The sequence below is a fragment of the Adlercreutzia sp. DFI.6.23 genome (genome assembly GCF_024462535.1).
GTDB classification, from domain to species: domain Bacteria; phylum Actinomycetota; class Coriobacteriia; order Coriobacteriales; family Eggerthellaceae; genus Adlercreutzia; species Adlercreutzia rubneri.
On the sequence record NZ_JANGBP010000324.1, the window covers coordinates 1 to 325 of the forward strand.

At 66.8% G+C, this 325-nt stretch carries 2 protein-coding genes; one reads left to right on the forward strand and one right to left on the reverse strand.

Translation table 11 applies throughout. The annotated features are described in order from the left end of the window. Window positions 1-128: 4Fe-4S binding protein (locus NE591_RS16390; protein WP_371130621.1), on the reverse strand; the 128-nt coding region annotated here is incomplete at its 3' end. On the opposite strand from NE591_RS16390, the gene NE591_RS13560 reads away from it, so the two are divergent. After that, window positions 106-325: hypothetical protein (locus NE591_RS13560; RefSeq protein ID WP_256156897.1), on the forward strand; the 220-nt coding region annotated here is incomplete at its 3' end. The genes NE591_RS16390 and NE591_RS13560 overlap by 23 nt on opposite strands.

The following is a 325-nucleotide window of genomic DNA, read 5'->3' on the forward strand; positions in this document are numbered from 1 at the left end:
CGCGTCCTCGTCCTCCACGACCACGGTGGATGCGCCCTGCACCTTCTGGGGCAGGAAGGGCATCTTGATGCCTGGGTGGGGCAGGCCTCCACGCAGGCGCGGCACTTGGTGCACTCGCTGAAGCTCATACCGGCCTCGGGATGGCGCACGTTGATGCCCTGGGGGCACACGGCGGCGCACACCTCGCAGGAGACGCCCTCCACGGTCTCGCGGCACTTCGCGTCGTTCACCTGTGGCACGAAAGTACGGTTCGCCTTGCCGATGAGGCTCAGGAGGGCGCTGATGGGGCAGAAGGTGCTGCACCACTTGCGGAAGAACACCACCT